This window comes from Microbacterium sp. ARD31 (assembly GCF_031844425.1).
The window spans coordinates 65,437-82,434 of the sequence record NZ_JAUZVE010000006.1 but is presented as its reverse complement, the minus strand read 5'-3'; the positions used below and the strand labels follow the sequence as shown (position 1 = coordinate 82,434).

Sequence of the window (16,998 nt, the reverse complement as noted above, 5' to 3'; positions counted from 1 at the left end):
GCGGGAGCGATGAAGACTTGAGCTCTGCTCGACAGAGACTTACCGCCCCCGGCAAAGTCGTCCCCGTCCGCGACGAGATACAACGACAAATTCTCCGCGCCCTCCCCTAACTTCGTTCCTGACCACAAGTAGCCCTGGTCGACGATCTGGGCCGGCTCAGTGCAGGCAACGAAGCCGACCCCGGGAGAGTCGAGCCTTTGCAAGGCGAGACAGATGAGCCGCTCATCACTGGTGCCCTTCTCCCCGGCAACAATCCATCCACGTGTCTCACCGTGGTCGAAAAGCCATCGCGCGGAGCTTGCGTCTAAGCGAACAGCGAAGGGGGCCGCACTGGGGACGTACGTATCCATCGGCTCTTGCGGCGAGTCCAGAACGGAGAACAGTTCGTTGGCGGCGACGGCTGCTGGTGAGGCGACGGGGGTATGGGGAGGGCTGCTCGGCAGGTCCGAGGCAGTGCACCTCGTCAGCGCGATCAGCAGGAGTCCCAGACCGAGAGGCCACCGCCAGGGGGAGCCCCGGCGATGACCTCTCACTGAACGAGTCATTCGAGTCCAGCGTCCGGTACCCGGAGCAACGCGAACTCGTCTCCCAGGCTGATGTAAGTTCCGCAGCCCGTCGGCTCTGCCCCTTCGGGGCTTCCACGACAAGGTTCGTGCCGACCTTCTCGACGCTCCCGCGATCACCTGCCGCCGCGAAGTCCGGGATGAGATAGACGGGTGCGGCGTCGACCGCCGGGGTGCTGACGCTGATGCCGAGCCCCTGAGCGGCGAATTGCTCCGGAGTTGCGACCGCAACCGCCGAAACCCCACCCGGGAGGACGGCGACGAGCGCAACACCTCCGTCAAGAGATGATCCAGCCGCGTAAGTCGCCGACCCGACCTTCCCCAGGACCCTCAGTGAATCCAGGTCGACCGTCTCGCTCAGCCCGTCAGCTTCACCAGCAGGTCGCGTATCCCGGCTCGTCGGGAGCGTGTCGAGCATGCGCAGGTCATCCGACGACGTGTCGGCGGTGCGCATTGGGCCCGTGCCGGTGCCATTTCGGGAAATGTCGAGCTTGATCGTGCCCGGGTCGGTGGGGTCGATCACAAGACGCCATTTGCCGGTACTGCGGGCGCTTCGAGCGGGATGGTCAATTTGGGACACGAGTCCACTCGAGGAACCGGTGTACGCCGAGGTGCCAGTACCTGTTCGAGCCCAGGTGATGGCGTTCTTGCCTGGGATATACCCAGAGATCGATGTGCGCGTTCCGGTTATCGATCCGGCAAGGGTCGGTCCGTACCAGGTCTCCTGTTTCGCGCTGCTGTTGGAGTACACCTGACTCCACGCTGCATGTGCAGCGGCCCCCGGAACCAGCAGTCCCACCGCCACCGCGCCCCCGACCAGCGCCTTGATCAGCTGACGTGGTGTTCCACGTGTGCTTTTCGACATCCTCGTACCCCTCGATTGTGAAGCGCCTCCATGACGCGTGCGCTCATGCTCACCCAGACGCGTGGCTCAGAGTGATGAGCGCGTCATCGCGCGAAACACGCCAATGCAGATCGTTCGGGTGAGCGAGCGGCAAGTGCGTTCGCTCCCGCATCTGACGATTGCCCCCGCCGAAACGACCCGCTCGGGCGGGGCCCGCAGAGAACTCAGCGCAGCGCGATCGCGAGGTCGAACTTTCGGATACGCGCTCATCGCGAGCACCCCCGGGCGCGCGATCTTCGAGGCAGCCACCAGATCGCCGAAAGCGCCCGCCAAAACCAGGTTGTGAACCATGTTTCCGGTCGGCATCTCAGCGCCTTGTCCGCAACACTGCCGGAAACGATCGTTTTAGGCTCTGCGCGGCCAGGCAGTTCGTCGGCGGCCGCAAGAGCAGGTTTCGGTGGCAGCCTCTGCACGAGGTTCTCAGATCGCCACGACGAAAGAGGCGCACGACGAGCGCGGCCCACGAGGCTGAACCCGGCGGGGCTTGACCCTCTCACGGTGTCAGACTGTGGCCTGGGATCACCATGTTGAGTATCGGAGAGTTCGCCCGCCTCGCCGGCGTCTCGGTGCGGATGCTGCGTCACTACGACCAGCTCGGTCTGCTGCGCCCGCAGCGGGTCGATCCCTTCTCGGGATACCGCTCCTACGCCGCGTCGCAGTTGGACCGCGCCAATCGACTGGTCGCGCTGAAGGACCTCGGCTTCACGCTGGAGCAGGTCGGCGTCATGCTCGACGACGGGATGTCGTCGAGCGAGGTCGCCGCGCTCCTGCGCGAGCGGCGGGTCGAGCTCGCGGCCCAGATCGACGCGGACCGGCAGCGCCTGCACGAGGTCGAGACGAGGCTCCGATCGATCGAGAGGGAGAATCCCATGTCCGAGTACACCGAGACTGCGCTGCCCGAGCTGACGATCGTGCAGCTGTCGGCGAAGGTCGACGAGATGTCCCAGATCGAAGGCGAGATCAGCGGAATGTTCCAGCAAGTCGGCGCGCTGATTGAGGCGTCGGGTGCGACGCGCGTCGGTCCGGGCGTCGCCGTCTACACGACGGTCGACGACGGCATGATCGCCGCGGCGGCGGAGCAGATCGGCGATGCGCCCGTGCCCGATGGACTCGAGCGCGCGGTGGTGCCGCGGCATCCGCGTGCCGTCTCCACCCGCTTCGACGCGGCCGACCTCAGCGGCATTCAGGCCGCGTGGCAGGCGCTCGTCGCCGAGATCGAGCGCCGCGGGCTGCGGTTCGACGGCCCGGCACGCGAGATCTACGAGCAGACGCCCTACGACGGTCCCGGCTCGCGCTGGATCGTCGATCTGCAGCAGCCCGTGGCCTGAGCCTGCGTCACGCCCTCCACCCGGGCTCATCGCCGAGGCCGGTGAGGATGCGGGAGGTGATCGTCCGCAGTTGCTTCTGCTGCGCGGGGTTGAGCCGGTCGAGCACCGCACGCTTCACCAGATCGACGTGGCCGGGGCCCGCCGCACGACGGGCCTCGGCCCCCGCATCCGTGAGGATCGCGAGGGTGTACCGGCCGTCCGCCGGGTCGGTCTCACGGCGGAGGTATCCGCGCGATTCGAGGCGGGTCGCCGCGCGGGACAGGCGCGAGAGCGAGCTGTGGGCGTACCCGGCGAGCGTGCTCATCCGCAGCCGCCCGTCCTCGGCGCGGGACAGGGCGTAGAGGATGCCGTACTCGAAGTGCGTGAGTGCGGCATCCCTCTGCAGCTGAGCGTCCAGCGCCGCGGGCAGCCACTCGAGCAGCGTCGCCAGCGACGACCAGGTCTCGAGGTCGTCGGGGGAGAGGTCGTCGTCCGCAGTCACCTTCCGAGCCTATGTCATGACTTGCTCAGTCAAGTGATCCGGACTACCGTCACTTGCTCAGTCAAGTGAAAGGCATCATCGATGGACTTCCAGCTGCGTGACACGCGCGCTCTCATCACCGGTTCGACGCAAGGCATCGGCTTCGCGATCGCCGAAGCCCTCGCCTTCGAAGGCGCCGCTGTCCTCCTCAACGGACGGGATGCCGCCCGCACCCAAACGGCGGCGGAGCGGCTCCGCGCGCTCGTCCCCGGAGCGGACGTCGACGTCGCGCCCGGGGACGTCGCCGACCCGGCTGCGCTCACGGGCCTTCCCGAGCTCGACATCCTCGTCAACAACGCCGGCGCGTTCGGGCTGAACGAGTTCGCCGACGCCGACGACGCGGAGTGGCAGCGTTACCTCGACGTGAACCTGACCGCCGGCGTCCGCCTCTCGCGCCGCGTGCTGCCGGGCATGCTCGAGCGCGGGTGGGGCCGCATCCTCTTCATCGCGAGCGAGTCGGGGGTGAACGTCCCGGCCGACATGATCCCGTACGGCGTCTCGAAGGCGGCGACGATCGCGCTCGGCAACGGCCTCGCGAAACTCACGCGGGGCACGCAGGTCACCGTCAACACCGTGCTCGGCGGGCCGACCTACTCCGACGGCGTCGCGACCGTGATCGAGTCGATCGCCACGGCGCAGGGCGTGCCGGCCGACGCGGTCGCGGCATCCGTCATCGGTCGGAACACGACGACGCTGCTGCAGCGCTTCATCCGACCCGAGGAGATCGCGGCGCTCGTCGCGTTCCTGGCGAGTCCGCGTGCGTCGGCGATCAACGGCGCCGCGCTCCGCGCCGACGGCGGGGTGCTGACCGGGATGCTGTGATGCCGGCGTTCCCGGGACGCGAAGTGACGCCTCGCTGTCGCCCGCGCGACGAATCGCGTCCCGGAACTCGGGCAGCGCACGTTCCAGGGACGCGAACTGTCGCGTGCACGCCGTCCGAGCGACGAATCGCGTCCCCGGAACGGCCCCCGCGCCCCGCGTCAGAAGACGATCGTGTGGTTCCCGTGGCGGATGACGCGGTCCTCGGAGTGCCAGCGCACCGCGCGGGACAGCACCTGGCGCTCGACGTCGGCGCCGCGGCGGACGAGCTCGGCGGTCGTGTCGGCGTGCGTGACGCGGATCGTGTCCTGCTCGATGATCGGGCCCTCGTCGAGGTCGCCGGTGACGTAGTGGCTCGTCGCGCCGATGAGCTTCACGCCGCGCTCCTTGGCCTTGCGGTACGGCTCGGCGCCGATGAAGGCGGGCAGGAACGAATGGTGGATGTTGATGACCGGCACCGCGAGCTCCTCGAGGAACTCCGGCGACAGGATCTGCATGTACCGCGCCAGCACGACGAAGTCGACGTTGCCCTTCAGCAGCTCGAGGATCTTCGCCTCGGACGCCGACTTGTCGGGGCCGGGCGTCGACGGCACGTGGAAGAACGGCACCCCGAACGAGCGGACGTCCTCGGCCGACGACGTGTGGTTGGAGATGACCATCGGGATGCTGGTGGGCAGCTCGCCGCGACGGTTGCGCCACAGCAGGTCGAGCAGGCAGTGGTCCTGCTTCGACGACAGGATCGCCATGCGCTTGGGCACCGACTGGTCCGTCAGCGACCACTCGAGCTCGAACGGGGCGAGGGTCTCGGCGATCTCCGCCTCGATCGCGGGGCGCTGCGCACCGAAGCCGGGCCGGTGGAACACGACGCGCTGGAAGTACGCCCCGCCCCGGGGATCGTCGGAGTACTGGTCGAACTGCACGATGTTGCCGCCGATCCGCGTGATCATCGCCGAGACGGCGGCGATGATCCCCGGGCTGTCCTTGCCGTGCACGATGAGGCAGGCGTGGTCGGGGTGGAGCTGCGGGGCGGGCGACGTCATCCCTCGATTCTGCCCTGTGAGATGACGGATGCCGACCGCGTGACGCGCGGCATCCGTCAGCGCACGCCCTTCATGAGCGACAGCACCGGCTTCACGCAGACGAGCAGCAGCACGCCCATCGCGATCGAGATCCCGCCGAGCGTCGCGAAGTACGGCACCTCGTTCGTCGGGTCGTACAGCGTCGCGAGCTGACCGGCGATCGCGGTGCCGAGCGACACCGAGAGGAAGAACAGCGCGACCATCTGCGTCTGGAACCGCTCCGGCGCGAGCTTCGTCGCCGCCGACAAGCCGACCGGCGAGAGCATCAGCTCCGCGATCGTGAAGACGAGCAGGATGCCGACGATCGCCAGCAGCGGCGTCGAGTTCGCCCCGCCACCGGCGAACGGCAGGAAGAGCAGGAACGCGACACCCATGACGGCGACGCCCAGCGCGAATTTCACCGGGGTCGAGGGCTGACGCGAGCCGAGCTTCGACCAGACGGCCGTGAACACGCCCGCCAGCAGGATGATGAACACCGGGTTGATCGACTGCACCCGAGGTTGTGTCGCACTCCGCGCGGGTGTGTCAGTCCGCGTCGGCGGCGCGCGTCGCGTGCCGGTCGGCGACAAGGGTGTCGCGCACGCGACGACGGAGCACCTTGCCGATGAGGGATTTCGGCAGCTCCTCCCAGACGACGTAGGTCGTCGGCCGCTTGTACTCCGCGAGCCGCTCACGAGCCAGCTCGCGTGCGGCGGCCTCGTCGAAGGCGGCACCGTCCTCCAGGACGACGACCGCCGTGACGACCTCGGCGCCACCGCCGCGGGGGATGCCGACGACCGCCGTCTCGGCGACGCCCGGCGTCCCGGTCACGACCTGCTCGACCTCCGACGGGGCGACGTTGAAGCCGCCCGTGATGATGAGCTCCTTCGTGCGGTCGACGACCGTGACGAAGCCGTCCTCGTCCTGCTGCACGAGATCGCCGGTGCGCACCCAACCGCCTTCGAGCAGTGTCGCCGCCGTCTCCTCGGGGCGGTTCCAGTAGCCGGCGAACACCTGCGGCCCGTGGATGAGCAGTTCGCCGGTCTCTCCCTGCGCCACCTCGCGGGTCGGTTCCTCCGGGTCGACGACCTTGATGTCGGTGGAGGGGAACGGGATGCCGATGGCCCCGATGCGGCGCGACTCGTCGAACGGGTTGGCCAGGGCGATGGGACTCGTCTCGGTGAGGCCGTACCCCTCGTTGAGCATGCTGCCGGCGAGCTTCTCCCACCGCGAGACGACGGCGTGCGTGAGGGTCATCGCACCCGAGATCGAATACACGACGCGGCTCAGGTCGAGGTCGCCGTCGCGGGCGACCCGGGCCAGCCGGTCGAACATCGGCGGGACGGCGGGGATGAACGTCGGGGGGAACCGCTTCGCGGCATCCACCACCAGTTCGGGGTCGAACGTCGGGAACAGGACGGCGCGCGACCCGGTCTCGACGGAGTAGATGACCGACAGCAGCAGCCCGAACGAGTGGAACATGGGAAGCAGCCCGTAGATGCTGCCCTCGCCGTGTCGGAAGTCGGGCATCCACGCGGCGCCCATGCGAGCGTTGGCCCACAGGTTGCCGTGCGTGATCATGGCGCCCTTCGGCGCTCCGGTGGTCCCCGAGGTGTACTGCAGGCAGGCGAGGTCGTCGCGGCTCGGCCGCGGATGGCTCGCGGCCAGGGCGGGAGAGTTCTCGAGCCGCCCGAACGGGATCGTCCCGGGTGCAGCACCCGTGAGCTTGGCGCGCGACTCCCGGGCCTTCGCGACGGGGAGCCGCAGCAGCATCCGCGTCGTCAGCGGCATCGCGGTGGTCACGTCGACCGAGACGACGTCGCGGATGCCGAGCTCGGCCGGCAGCGACTGCACGAGCGGCGCCACCTTGTCCCACGCGATGACGGTGCGCGCGCCGTGGTCGCGGAACTGCACCTCGTGCTCGTCCCGCGTGTAGAGCGGGTTGTGCTCGACGACGACGGCACCGAGCCGCAGCACCGCGTAGAAGGCGATGACGTGCTGCGGGGCGTTGGGCATGATCAGCGCGACGCGGTCGCCGGCGCCGACGCCGAGCTTCCGCAGGCCCTCGGCGACGCGCGCGACCCGCGCCCCGAGCTCGTCGTAGGTCACGATCCGGCCGAAGAACGCGATCGCGTCGCGCTCGCCGTATTGGGCGACGCGCTGCTCGAGCAGATCGACGAGCGAGCCCGTGACGGGTTCGATGTCGACCGGCGTGCCGGCGGCGTAGAAGCGGTTCCAGGCGCGGGTCTCGTTCAGGTGCACGGCGACGATCCTAAGCAGCGGAGGTGTCGCGCGCGTGCCTCTTGCTCGCGAGGGGCACGCGCGCAAGCGTTCGCGGCGACGGATGCGGCCTGCGATGCTCGAGCGATGATCACCGATGCGCAGCCCGCCCCGCGGGACCACGACGCCGGCTTCTTCGGCGACCTGCCCCGTACGGACTACGGGGTCGTCGTCGGCAACTGCCAGGCCGAATCGGTGCGCCTCGTCCTCGATTCCGACGAGCTGCCGCTCGTGCGCGTCCCTCCCGTGTACCTGCTGGATGCCGCCGCGACCCGCCGCCTGCACGAGGTGGTCGCGGGCGCCGCGGCGCTCATCGCGCAGCCGGTGAAGGACGACTACCACGGGCTTCCCCTGGGGACGCGGCAGCTCGCGGCATCCCTCCCGCCGTCGGGCCGGGCAGTCACGTTCCCGATCGTCCGCTTCACCGGCCTGCACCCCTTCCAGGCCGCGCTGCACGTGCCGGGCGTCGAGGAGACGCCGCCGCTCGTCGCGTACCACGACGTCCGCACGCTCGCGCTGGCGGCCGGGGCGCCGGTGCGGGAGCGGCTCGACCCCGACGGCGTGCGCGCCGAGGCCGCCGCCTCGCTCGCCGAACTCCGCCGGCGCGAGGAGACCCTCGACGTCGCGGCGTCGGATCTGTTCGCCGAGCCCCGGTTCGACCTCGTCCGCACGGTGAACCATCCGGGCAACGAGGTGATCCTCGCGCTCGGCGACCGGATCCTGCGTGCGCTCGGCCGCGACGGTGCCGCGCGCGACCCGGGTCGACCCCTCCTGAACGCGGTCCACGCGCCGCGCGAGGACTGGGTGGTCGACGCGTGGGGTCTCGACGCCCACGCGGTCCCGGACTGGACGGTCGACGGGCGACGCGTCGACCCTGCCGAGGTCCGCGACGCGCACCTCGCCTGGTACCGGGACCACCCGCAGTTCGTCTGCGGCGCGGTCGACCGGCTGCGGCCCACCCTGGAGCGCTGGCGCCGCTGATCGGCGTAGCGTGGCGGCATGGCTGACGGGCTCGACATCCGCGAACTGCACACGATCGACGAGATGGTCGCCGCGAGCGGCGTGTTCGAAGCGGTCTGGGGTTCGCCCGACGGCGGGATGCCGCCCAACCTGCTGCGCGCGCTCGAGCACTCCGGCAACTACGTCGTCGGCGTGTACGACGGCGACCGCATGATCGCGGCGTCGGCGGCGTTCTTCGGGCCCCCGGCATCCCGCAGCATGCACTCCCACGTCACGGGTGTGCTCCCCGATGCGCAGGCGCGGGGGATCGGGCGGGCGTTGAAGGCGCACCAGCGCGAGTGGGCGTTCGCGCGCGAGATCGGCACGATCACCTGGACCTTCGACCCGCTCATCGCCCGCAACGCGCACTTCAACCTCGCGGTCCTCGGCGCGCGGGTCACCGACTACCTCGTCGACCACTACGGCGACATGGGCGACGCGATCAACAGCGGCGACGAGAGCGACCGGCTGCACGTCGCGTGGCACCTGGCCTCGCCGGTGCCCACGCCCGACGAGGCCGAGGTGGTCGCCACCGTCGCGATCCCGACCGACGTCGAGGCGCTCCGTCGGACGGATCCGGATGCCGCGGCCCGGGCGCGCCACGAGGTGCGCGCCGCGTTCCGGGCGCAGCTCGACGCGGGTCTCGTCGTGGGCGGGTTCCGCACCGGCGAGGGCTACCTCTTCGTCCGGCCGTGACGCCGCGCGTAGCCTGAGCCCATGCCGCTCGCCCAGCCCGCCGCATCCGTCCGCCTCGACCGAGTCGAGTTGCGGATCCTGCGCATTCCGCTCGTCGCGCCGTTCACGACGTCGTTCGGGACCATGACCGACCGCGAGGTCATCGTCGTGCGCGCGCGGACCGACGCGGGCGACGGCTGGGGCGAGATCGTCACGCAGAGCGCGCCGGTCTACTCGAGCGAGTACACGCAGGGCGCGTGGGACGTCGCGACCCGCTGGCTCGGCCCGGCCCTGCTGCAGCGCGGTGAGCTCGCGCCCGAGCAGGTCGCCCCGACGCTCGATCCGTTCGTCGGCCACCGCATGGCGAAGGCGGGTCTCGAGCTCGCCGTCCTCGACGCGGCGCTGCGCTCCGAGGGACGCTCGTTCGCGTCGTACCTCGGCGCCACGGCGGCGACGATCCCGTCGGGGGTGAGCGTCGGCATCCAATCCGACCCGGTGGCGCTCGTCGAGACCGTCCGCGGCTACCTCGATGAGGGGTACGTCCGCATCAAGATCAAGATCAAGCCCGGTCGCGACATCGCCGAGACGGATGCCGTGCGTTGCGCGTTCCCCGAGATCCCGCTGCAGGTCGACGCGAACTCCGCCTACACCCTCGCCGACGCCGACACCCTGGCGCAGCTCGACCGCTTCGGTCTGCTGCTCATCGAGCAGCCGCTGCAGGAGGACGACATCGTCGACCACGCCGCCCTCGCCCAGCAGCTGAAGACCCCGATCTGCCTCGACGAGTCGATCACCTCGGTGAAGGCCGCGCGCGACGCCCTGGCCCTCGGCGCGACGACCGTGATCAACGTCAAGGCGGGCCGCGTCGGCGGCTACCTCGAGGCGCTCCGCATCGCCGACCTCTGCGAGGCGGCGGGCGTCCCGGTGTGGTGCGGCGGCATGCTCGAAACCGGCATCGGACGTGCCGCGAACGCGGCGCTCGCCGCGCACCCTGCGTTCACGCTGCCCGGTGACGTCTCGGCATCCGCTCGGTTCTACACGGAGGACATCGTGACGGAGCCGGCCGTGCTCGAGGACGGGCACGTGCGGGTACCGACCGGTCCCGGGTTGGGCGTCGAGGTCGACCTCGACGCGCTCGAGCGATTCACCGTGGCGCGCGAGACGCTGCGGCGCTGAGGGCGCTCAGGCGGGCGTCACCACCAGATGCCGCCGCCGAGCGAGATCCCACCCCAGGTGAGCAGGACGAAGATGCCCGCGAAGACGACGGGCGCGATGCCCTTCCCTCGCCGGGCGAGACCCTTCAGCAGAGCGATGACGACGAGCACGGCCGCGATGAGCGACAGTCCGCCGCCGAGGATCAGCCCGATGAAGGCCGGAATCGGCATGAGGATGAGGCCGAGGAGCCCCACCCAGAAGGCGGCCCAGGCGGTCGGGTTCGAGCGGCGTTCGGTGGCGTAGGACATGGACCCATCCTCCCCTGAGGCGTCGGATGCCGCGATGGGGCTGTCCCGAAGGATCGGGCGTGCTAGTGCGCGAGCAGGTCGGCGTGCGCGGACCGGCCGAGGTACAGCGCGACGGCGTCGCGGCTCTTGGTGAGGCAGGCGAGGCGGTCGTCGAGTGCCTGCAGTTCGGCCGCGAGCTCCTCGGCGAGGGCGCGGGTGCACGACGGGGGCCGGGTGGCGCGGCAGTCCGCCTCGAGGTCGAGGACGACCTTCACCATGCGCGTAGAGAGCCCTGCCTGGATCAGGCCGCGCACCCGCTGCGCGCGTTCCACCGCGTCCTCGTCGTACTCGCGGTAGCCGTTGTCCGCGCGTTCCGAGGCGAGCAGGCCCTGCTCCTCGTAGTAGCGCAGCATCCGCTGCGGGATGCCGGTGCGCGCCGTGACCTCGCCGATCCTCATCCCGTCCCCGATCGCCGCTTGACCTTCACATTGATGTGAGACTCTACGCTCGAGGCATGAGCACGTCCACCGCTTCGGTCCCCACCACGGCCACCAGTGCGCCGCGGTTCCCGCTCGGAGCGCTGCTGCTGCTCAGCCTCGCCGTCTTCGTGACCGTGACGGCGGAGTCGCTCCCCGCGGGCCTCCTGCCCGAAATGGTCGCGGGGCTGCAGACCGACCCGCTCGGCGTGGGTCTGCTGATCTCGGTGTGGGCGCTGACGGTGATCGTCACAAGCATCCCGCTCGCCCGTCTGACGGCGCGGTTCGACCGGCGGCTCGTCGCCGCGGGATCCCTCGCCGCCTTCGCGGTCGCGAACGCCGCGACCGCGCTCGCCCCGACGTACGAGGTCGCCGTCGCGACACGCATCGCGGCGGGTGTCGCGCACGGCCTCTTCTGGGCGATCGTCATCGTCTACGCGACGTCGCTGCTGGCGCCTTCGCACCTGGGGCGCGGGCTCGCCCTGGTGACGGCGGGCGGCACGGTCGCGACGCTCGCGGGCCTTCCCGCCGGTGCGCTCATCGCGCAGCTGCTGTCGTGGCGCTGGTCGTTCGGCGTGCTCGCGCTCGTCGCGTTCGCCCTCGCCGCGGTGATCGCGATCCGGCTGCCGCGGCGGACGCCCGAGCCGGCGCTGCCGAAGGCGCACCGTCCGACCGGAGCGGATGCCTCGCTCCTCCCCATCGTGCTCTTCGCGGCCGCCGCGCTCGTGTTCGCCCTCGCCCAGTTTGGGACCTTCACCTACGTGCGCCCGCTGCTCGAGGTGGCGGCGGGGGCTCCGGCCGCCCAGATCCCCGTGCTGCTGTTCGGGTACGGCGCCGCCGGACTCGTCGGTGTCGTCGCGGCGGGCCCGTTGGCCGACCGGTGGCCCCAGGCGTCACTCGTGGTCGCCCTCGTGGGCCTGGCGGCGGCCTTCGGCATCCTGAGCATCGCGGCCGACACCCCGCTCATGTACATCGCGCTCGCGGTGTGGGGTCTCACGATCGGCGCCTACTTCCCGCTGCAGCAGTCGATGCTGATGCGCATCGCGACCGATCGCACGCGGACCCTCGCCAGCGCCGGCACCGTCGTCACCTTCAACGTCGGCATCGCCGCCGGTCCGTGGCTCGGCGACCTCGTCGGCGGCGCCGCTCACCCGACGGGAGCCACCGCGCTCTCGGCCGGCGCGGTCCTGATCGCCCTCGCGCTCGTCGTCGCCGCGCTCCTCACCGGCACCCGCCGCCGCGCCGCCTGAGCGCCGGCGCCAACGGATGCGAGAGATCCGTCCCGACACGCCGTCCACCGAGCGGATGCCGCGGCGCGTCGCGCGAGATCCGTTGCATCCGTTGACACTCGCCACCAGCCCGGCGCGCGGCCCGTCGTCTGAAGCCCGCGACCCCGCCTCACCCAGCCGGCGTCAACGGATGCGAGAGATCCGTCCCGACATGCCGTCCACCGAGCGGATGCCGCGGCGCGTCGCGCGAGATCCATTGCATCCCGTGACGCCCATCGTCCGCGCCCGACGCCGCGCGCCCCGAACCGTCCCGTCAGCGCGGCAGCGAGGGGTGCGCTTCGTGCGGGTCGCGTCGCTGCGGGATGAACAGGGCGACGCCGAGCGCGACGACGGCGGCGCCGAGTCCCAGCGCGAAGGAGACCTGGAAGGCGGCGGGGGTCGGTACGGCGACCCCGTTCTGCACGGTCGACAGTCCTGCGAGGACGGCGCCGACGACGGCCGCCGCGATCGACGTGCCGAGCGAGCGGAACAGCGCATTCAGCCCGTTCGAGGCACCCGTCTCGCTCTGCGGCACCGAGCGCATGATGAGCATCGGCATGCCGGCGTACCCGAACCCGATGCCCACGCCGATGAGCAGGTTCGCAACGAGGATGTGCCACACCTCCGACGCCCACAGCAACGAGTACGCGTAGGCGACGATCAGCGCGCTCGCGCCCATGATGAGCAGCACGCGCGGTCCGATCGCGCGGGCGAGGCGTCCTGAGAACGGCGACAGCACCATCATCACGAGCCCCGCGGGCATGACGATGAGGCTGGCCTGGAAGAGGGTGAGCCCGAATCCGCCGACGGATGCCGGCAGTTCGAGCATCTGCGGATACGACACGTTCGAGCCGAACAGCGAGAAGCCCATCGCCACCGAGGCGAGGTTCGTGAGCAGGACGGCCGGCCGGGCTGCGACCCGCAGGTCGAGGAGCGGTTCGCGGATGCGCAGCTCGAACCAGCCCCACAGCAGCAGGACCGCGAGCCCGCCGAGGCCGAGCGCGAGGGTCGCGGGCGACGTCCAGCCCCACTCGTTGCCGCGCGAGACGGCGAGCAGCACACCGGTGAGGCCGACGGCGAGCCCGGCGGTGCCGGCGAAGTCGAAGCGCCCCGCCGTGCGCAGGACGCTCGGCGGCACGATGAGGGCGACGAGCACGAACACCACCGCGCCGAGCCCCGCAGCCATCCAGAACAGCACGTGCCAGTCGCTCGTCTCGGTGATGATCGCGCTGACCGGCATGCCGACCGCGCCGCCGACACCGAGCGTCGCCGACATGAGGGCGATCGCGGCATCCACCCGGTCCTCGTGCAGCACGTCGCGCATGATCGAGATCCCGAGCGGCACGACACCCGTGACGGCACCCTGGAGGGCACGACCGACGATCACGCCGCCGATCCCGGGGGAGAGGGCGGCGATCACGGATCCCACGATGAGCAGGCCGAGCAGCACCAGCACGATGCGGCGCTTGCCGTACATGTCGCCGAGGCGCCCCGCGATCGGGGTGAAGACCGCCGCGGCCAGCAGGGTCGCCGTCACCACCCACGCCGTGTCCTCGCGGCTCGCGTTCAGCAGCTCGGGCAGCTTCGACTGGATCGGCACCACGAGGGTGAACATGAACGACGACGCGAGACCCGCGATCGCCAGGACCGCGACGATCGCGCCCTGTCGTGGCATCCGGGTCAGTCCGCGTCTGTCGTCCGGGGCCATCCCTCCACGCTATCCCCGGCGCGCGCTGCCGGAGGCGCTCAGCCCGCGCTGCGCCAGGCGTCGGACTCGAGGTGCGACCCGGCCTGCGGCCCCATCTGCAGCATCCCGCCGTCGACGACCCACGTCGCCCCGGTGACGTACGACGACGCCGGCGATGCCAGGAAGGCGATCACGTCCGCGATCTCCTCCGGCTTACCCGGACGCGGGATCGGGATGCCGGGGCGATGCGTGTTCTCGGCGTCTTCGGCATCCATGTCGTTGATCGGTGTGGCGATCTCGCCGGGGGCGACCGAGTTGACCGTGATGCCCTTCGCGCCGAGCTCTTGCGCCATCGTCTTCACGAGACCCTCGAGGCCGTGCTTCGACGCGACGTACGCGGCCGACCCGACCCGCGGCTGCGAGCCGTGCACGCTCGTCACCGCGATGATGCGTCCCTCCTGACCGGCATCCGCCATCAGCGTCGCCGCCGTGTGCATCCCGACGAACGCGCCGTCGAGGTTGAGGCCGACGACCTGACGCCAGCCCTCGATGTCCATCTCGAGGAAGGGGCCGCCGGTCCCGCCGCCGGCGTTGTTGACGAAGACGTCGAGCCCGCCGAGCTCGGCGGCGAGGCCGCGGATGACGCCGGGCACCGAGTCGAGGTCGGTCGCGTCGAACTGGGCGACGACGGCGTTCCGGCCGCGGCGGCGCACCTCGGCGGCGGTCTCTTCGGCGCCCTCCTGGTCGGAGTGCCACGTGACCCCGACGTCCATGCCGGCGTCGGCGAGGGCGAGGGCGGTCGCCCGGCCGATGCCGGAGTCGGAAGCGGTCACGATGGCACGGCGAGGGGTGAAGGTCATGCGGCCGACGCTACGGACCGCGCCGCGGACAGGGGGCGGGGTTGACAGCGGCGGGCCGCCCCGCAACGCGCGTCCGCGTCAGCTCCTCGCAGCCGCCTGCAGGCGCGCGACCTCGTCCTCGGACAGCAGTGCACGCGGCATGACCGCGACCCCGCCGGCCCACGAGCCGACCTTCAGCAGGAGCGCGTCGCCGACCGCGTCCACCCGGCGGAACGCCGCCAACCGGATCTCGCTCGTCCCCAGCGCCGACGTGGCGTGCAGGGCGTCGTCGGTGAGGGTCGCGGTGGCGACGGAGCCGACCGGGTACGCCCGGAGGATGGAGGATCGCACCGCCAGCCACGACACGATGACCGTCGCGCTGGTGAGGACGACGAGCGCGACGCCCACCCACGCGGCACCGTCGCTGCCGGTCGCGGTGAGGAACACGCTCAGCGCCACGACGACGGCGGTCACGCTCAGGAGCAGGATCCACGACGGGCGACGAAGCTGCCAGCGCAGGAACCCGCGCGCCAGTCGGGGGGCCAGGTGCTCGTCGACGACGAGTGACCTGCCCCCCTCGGCTGAGGTCACACGGCGTCCGGGGACGGCGCGGCGGGCGCGGCAGGCGCGGCCGGGGCGGTCGCGGACTCGGCGACCGGCGCCGCGGGCTCCGCCGACGCACGGCGGCGCAGCGGGGCGGAAGCCTGCGCGTCCTGCTCCTGCTGCAGCCCCTGGGCGATGCCGCGGCCGGTGGCCTGGCCCTGGATGATGCCGCGCAGGTCGATGCCCGTCGCCGCCTGAACGGCGTCGAACGTGGCGCGCATGCTCGAGGCGCTCTCGCCGGCGATGTGGCTCGACGCGCCCTCGCCGCCGAGGACCGTGATCGACCCGACCTTGTCGAAGCCGCGGGCGAACTCGGTCATGAGCGGCACGAGGGCCTCGATCGCTCGCTGTGCGAGCAGCGCCTCCTGGTTCTGCGCGATGGCCGCGGCTTCGGCCTTGATCGCCTCGGCGCGGGCCTCACCCTCGAGCCGGATCGCGTCGGCCTCGGCCTGGGCGCGAAGGCGCGTCGCCTCGGCTTCCTGGGCCGCGATCTGCGCGCGGGCCTCGGCGGCCTTGACCTGCGTGTACGCGTCGGCGTCCGCCGAGCGCTGGCGCTCGTAGAGCGACGCGTCGGCGACCTTCTTGACGTCGGCGTCGAGCTGGGCCTGACGGTTCTCGGCCTGCTGCAGGAGGACGGCCTGCTCGCGCTCGGCGCGGGCGAGGGCCTCGGCCTGCTCGGCTTCGGCGCGGGCGCGACCGACCTCGGCGGAGGCCTGGGCGGTGTTGCGGTCGTACGCGGTCTGCTCGATGAGGTTCGCCTCGTCGGTGGCGATCTGGCGCGCCTTGACCTCGCGGGCCGCGTTGATGCGGGCGACCTCGGCCTCGCGGCGCACGCGCTCGACCTCGGTGGCGCCGAGGGCGTCGATGTAGCCGTTCTTGTCGGTGACGCCCTGGATCTGGAACGAGTCGAGGATGAGGCCCTGCGCGAGCAGGTCGCTCTTGATGCCCTCGGCGATCTGGTCCGACAGCTTCTGCCGGTCCTTCATGAGCTGCTCGACGGTCAGGGTTGCGACCACGCCGCGCAGCGCACCCTCGAGCTGCTCGGTGGTGAACTGCTCGATCGCGCCGTCCTGCGAGAGGAACCGCTCCGCGGCGCGACGGACGAACTCGGGGTCGGAGCCGATCTTGACGAGTGCGACACCGCTGACGTTGACGGTGACGCCGTTGGATGCCTGTGCCGTCGGCTCCATCTTGATCTGGCGCGCGCGCAGCGAGATCATCTCGGCGCGCTGCGTGAGCGGGTTGACCAGGGCGCCGCCGCCGGTGATGACGGAGATGCGCGAGGAGTCCCCCGAGGCGCTCTTCTGATTGCGACCGACGATGACGAGCGCCTGGTCGGCCTTCGCGACCTTGTACCAGGCCCGCAGCACCACCATGAAGATGACGATGAAGACGATGACGGCGACGACGATGATGCCGCCGACCACGAACGCGCCTCCCGCGATGAGTGCATCCATAAGTGAGTTCCCCCGTGAGTCTCGATGTCCTTCGTGCGGCACGGCGAACGTGCCCACGTCGAACGTATCGGTTACTCCAG

At 70.9% G+C, this 16,998-nt stretch carries 15 protein-coding genes and 1 pseudogene; 6 read left to right on the top strand and 10 right to left on the bottom strand.

Going from position 1 to position 16,998, the window contains the following annotated elements; translation table 11 throughout:
• The first annotated feature begins 1,991 nt into the window (after positions 1-1,991).
• On the top strand, positions 1,992-2,795 hold the full coding sequence (locus tag Q9S36_RS17565; protein WP_253036037.1) for a MerR family transcriptional regulator: 804 nt from the start codon (positions 1,992-1,994) through the stop codon (positions 2,793-2,795).
• Positions 2,796-2,802: 7 nt separating this feature from the next.
• Here Q9S36_RS17565 and Q9S36_RS17560 read toward each other — a convergent pair whose 3' ends face one another.
• A complete protein-coding gene (locus Q9S36_RS17560) occupies positions 2,803-3,276 on the bottom strand; it encodes a MarR family transcriptional regulator (RefSeq protein ID WP_311286240.1) in 474 nt (157 codons plus the stop codon).
• A gap of 81 nt (positions 3,277-3,357) precedes the next feature.
• Between Q9S36_RS17560 and Q9S36_RS17555 the strand changes: the two genes are divergently transcribed.
• A complete protein-coding gene (locus tag Q9S36_RS17555) occupies positions 3,358-4,137 on the top strand; it encodes an SDR family NAD(P)-dependent oxidoreductase (RefSeq protein ID WP_311286239.1) in 780 nt (259 codons plus the stop codon).
• Positions 4,138-4,295: 158 nt separating this feature from the next.
• Here Q9S36_RS17555 and purU read toward each other — a convergent pair whose 3' ends face one another.
• The 3 genes and pseudogenes from purU to Q9S36_RS17540 all read right to left on the bottom strand — a co-directional run bounded on the left by purU (position 4,296) and on the right by Q9S36_RS17540 (position 7,454).
• Positions 4,296-5,174 carry a formyltetrahydrofolate deformylase gene (gene purU, locus Q9S36_RS17550; protein ID WP_064003436.1) on the bottom strand — a complete coding sequence of 293 codons (879 nt, stop codon included), beginning with the start codon at positions 5,172-5,174 and terminating at the stop codon, positions 4,296-4,298.
• Positions 5,175-5,230: 56 nt separating this feature from the next.
• Positions 5,231-5,707, bottom strand: a pseudogene (locus tag Q9S36_RS17545) (MFS transporter); the annotation flags it as partial.
• Between the two features lie 31 nt (positions 5,708-5,738).
• Positions 5,739-7,454 (bottom strand): long-chain-fatty-acid--CoA ligase, encoded by a 1,716-nt coding sequence (locus Q9S36_RS17540; RefSeq protein WP_311286237.1) that lies wholly within the window; start codon positions 7,452-7,454, stop codon positions 5,739-5,741.
• Positions 7,455-7,559: 105 nt separating this feature from the next.
• Between Q9S36_RS17540 and Q9S36_RS17535 the strand changes: the two genes are divergently transcribed.
• Genes Q9S36_RS17535 through menC form a run of 3 tightly spaced genes read left to right on the top strand, consistent with a single transcriptional unit; the run spans position 7,560 to position 10,322 of the window.
• On the top strand, positions 7,560-8,453 hold the full coding sequence (locus Q9S36_RS17535) for a WcbI family polysaccharide biosynthesis putative acetyltransferase (RefSeq protein WP_311286236.1): 894 nt from the start codon (positions 7,560-7,562) through the stop codon (positions 8,451-8,453).
• Positions 8,454-8,471: 18 nt separating this feature from the next.
• Positions 8,472-9,167 (top strand): GNAT family N-acetyltransferase, encoded by a 696-nt coding sequence (locus Q9S36_RS17530; RefSeq protein ID WP_311286235.1) that lies wholly within the window; start codon positions 8,472-8,474, stop codon positions 9,165-9,167.
• Between the two features lie 21 nt (positions 9,168-9,188).
• Entirely contained in the window at positions 9,189-10,322 is a 1,134-nt protein-coding gene (gene menC, locus Q9S36_RS17525; RefSeq protein WP_311286234.1) for an o-succinylbenzoate synthase, read from the top strand.
• 17 nt (positions 10,323-10,339) lie between these two features.
• Here the strand turns inward: menC and Q9S36_RS17520 are convergent, their stop codons facing one another.
• Positions 10,340-10,609: a hypothetical protein gene (locus Q9S36_RS17520; protein WP_064003430.1), complete on the bottom strand. Its 270-nt coding sequence runs from the start codon at positions 10,607-10,609 to the stop codon at positions 10,340-10,342.
• Positions 10,610-10,671: 62 nt separating this feature from the next.
• Positions 10,672-11,046, bottom strand: a complete 375-nt coding sequence (locus Q9S36_RS17515) for a MerR family transcriptional regulator (RefSeq protein ID WP_311286233.1) — start codon at positions 11,044-11,046, stop codon at positions 10,672-10,674.
• Between the two features lie 56 nt (positions 11,047-11,102).
• Between Q9S36_RS17515 and Q9S36_RS17510 the strand changes: the two genes are divergently transcribed.
• The gene (locus Q9S36_RS17510) at positions 11,103-12,314 is read left to right on the top strand and encodes an MFS transporter (RefSeq protein WP_311286232.1); all 1,212 of its coding nucleotides are present in this window, start codon (positions 11,103-11,105) and stop codon (positions 12,312-12,314) included.
• Between the two features lie 292 nt (positions 12,315-12,606).
• Here the strand turns inward: Q9S36_RS17510 and Q9S36_RS17505 are convergent, their stop codons facing one another.
• From Q9S36_RS17505 to Q9S36_RS17490, 4 genes are all read right to left on the bottom strand, one after another.
• On the bottom strand, positions 12,607-14,007 hold the full coding sequence (locus Q9S36_RS17505; RefSeq protein ID WP_311286461.1) for an MFS transporter: 1,401 nt from the start codon (positions 14,005-14,007) through the stop codon (positions 12,607-12,609).
• A 71-nt stretch (positions 14,008-14,078) separates the two neighbouring features.
• Complete coding sequence (locus tag Q9S36_RS17500; RefSeq protein ID WP_253036028.1) at positions 14,079-14,879, bottom strand: SDR family oxidoreductase; 801 nt, start codon at positions 14,877-14,879, stop codon at positions 14,079-14,081.
• 78 nt (positions 14,880-14,957) lie between these two features.
• Positions 14,958-15,449 carry a hypothetical protein gene (locus Q9S36_RS17495; RefSeq protein WP_311286231.1) on the bottom strand — a complete coding sequence of 164 codons (492 nt, stop codon included), beginning with the start codon at positions 15,447-15,449 and terminating at the stop codon, positions 14,958-14,960.
• Positions 15,446-16,918 carry an SPFH domain-containing protein gene (locus Q9S36_RS17490; protein WP_311286230.1) on the bottom strand — a complete coding sequence of 491 codons (1,473 nt, stop codon included), beginning with the start codon at positions 16,916-16,918 and terminating at the stop codon, positions 15,446-15,448. The genes Q9S36_RS17495 and Q9S36_RS17490 overlap by 4 nt, the downstream gene beginning before the upstream one ends.
• Positions 16,919-16,998: the final 80 nt, after the last annotated feature.